Origin of the sequence: Neobacillus niacini (assembly GCF_023715785.1) — a bacterium.
GTDB classification, from domain to species: Bacteria; Bacillota; Bacilli; order Bacillales; family Cytobacillaceae; genus Neobacillus; species Neobacillus niacini_E.
Genome location: NZ_JAMBOX010000069.1, coordinates 1 through 463, shown reverse-complemented (window position 1 = coordinate 463; position 463 = coordinate 1). Strand labels below are relative to the sequence as shown.

1 protein-coding gene is annotated in these 463 nt (G+C 49.5%); it reads left to right on the top strand.

Annotated features, from left to right (window positions below; all coding sequences use genetic code 11):
• The coding region (rsgA, locus tag M3234_RS28875) for a GTPase RsgA (protein WP_262307936.1) at positions 1-463 on the top strand (463 nt) is incomplete at both ends.

Genomic DNA, 463 nt, shown 5'->3' with positions numbered 1-463 from the left:
ACCCTGCACAGTGTTTGGCGTTGTCACACCCGTACCAACTTGCCACTGATTGCCACTGGGGATAAAGTCCGCTTTGTCGCTGACCCAAATACAGGGCTTGGACGCATTGAAGCGATTTATGATAGACAAAGCATCATCAACCGCCCCGACCGTTACCACAAACTCAAACCCATCGCCGCCAATGTCGATATTCTAGCAGTCGTATTTGCGCCGCTGCCGTTACCGTCTGCCCAGCTGATTGATCGGTATTTGGTGGCTTGCCATCACTCAGACATCACCCCATTGCTGATTTTAAATAAAGCCGATTTGTTGGCAGATGGTAGTCATAGCGAGGTGACAGAGCTACTGTCAGCCTATCAACAGCTTGGCTACGCCACCTTGGTGACCCAATCTAATGGTGATTTAACCCAATTAAAAAACACCGTTGCCGGCAAGAACGTAATTTTTGCTGGTCAATCAGGGG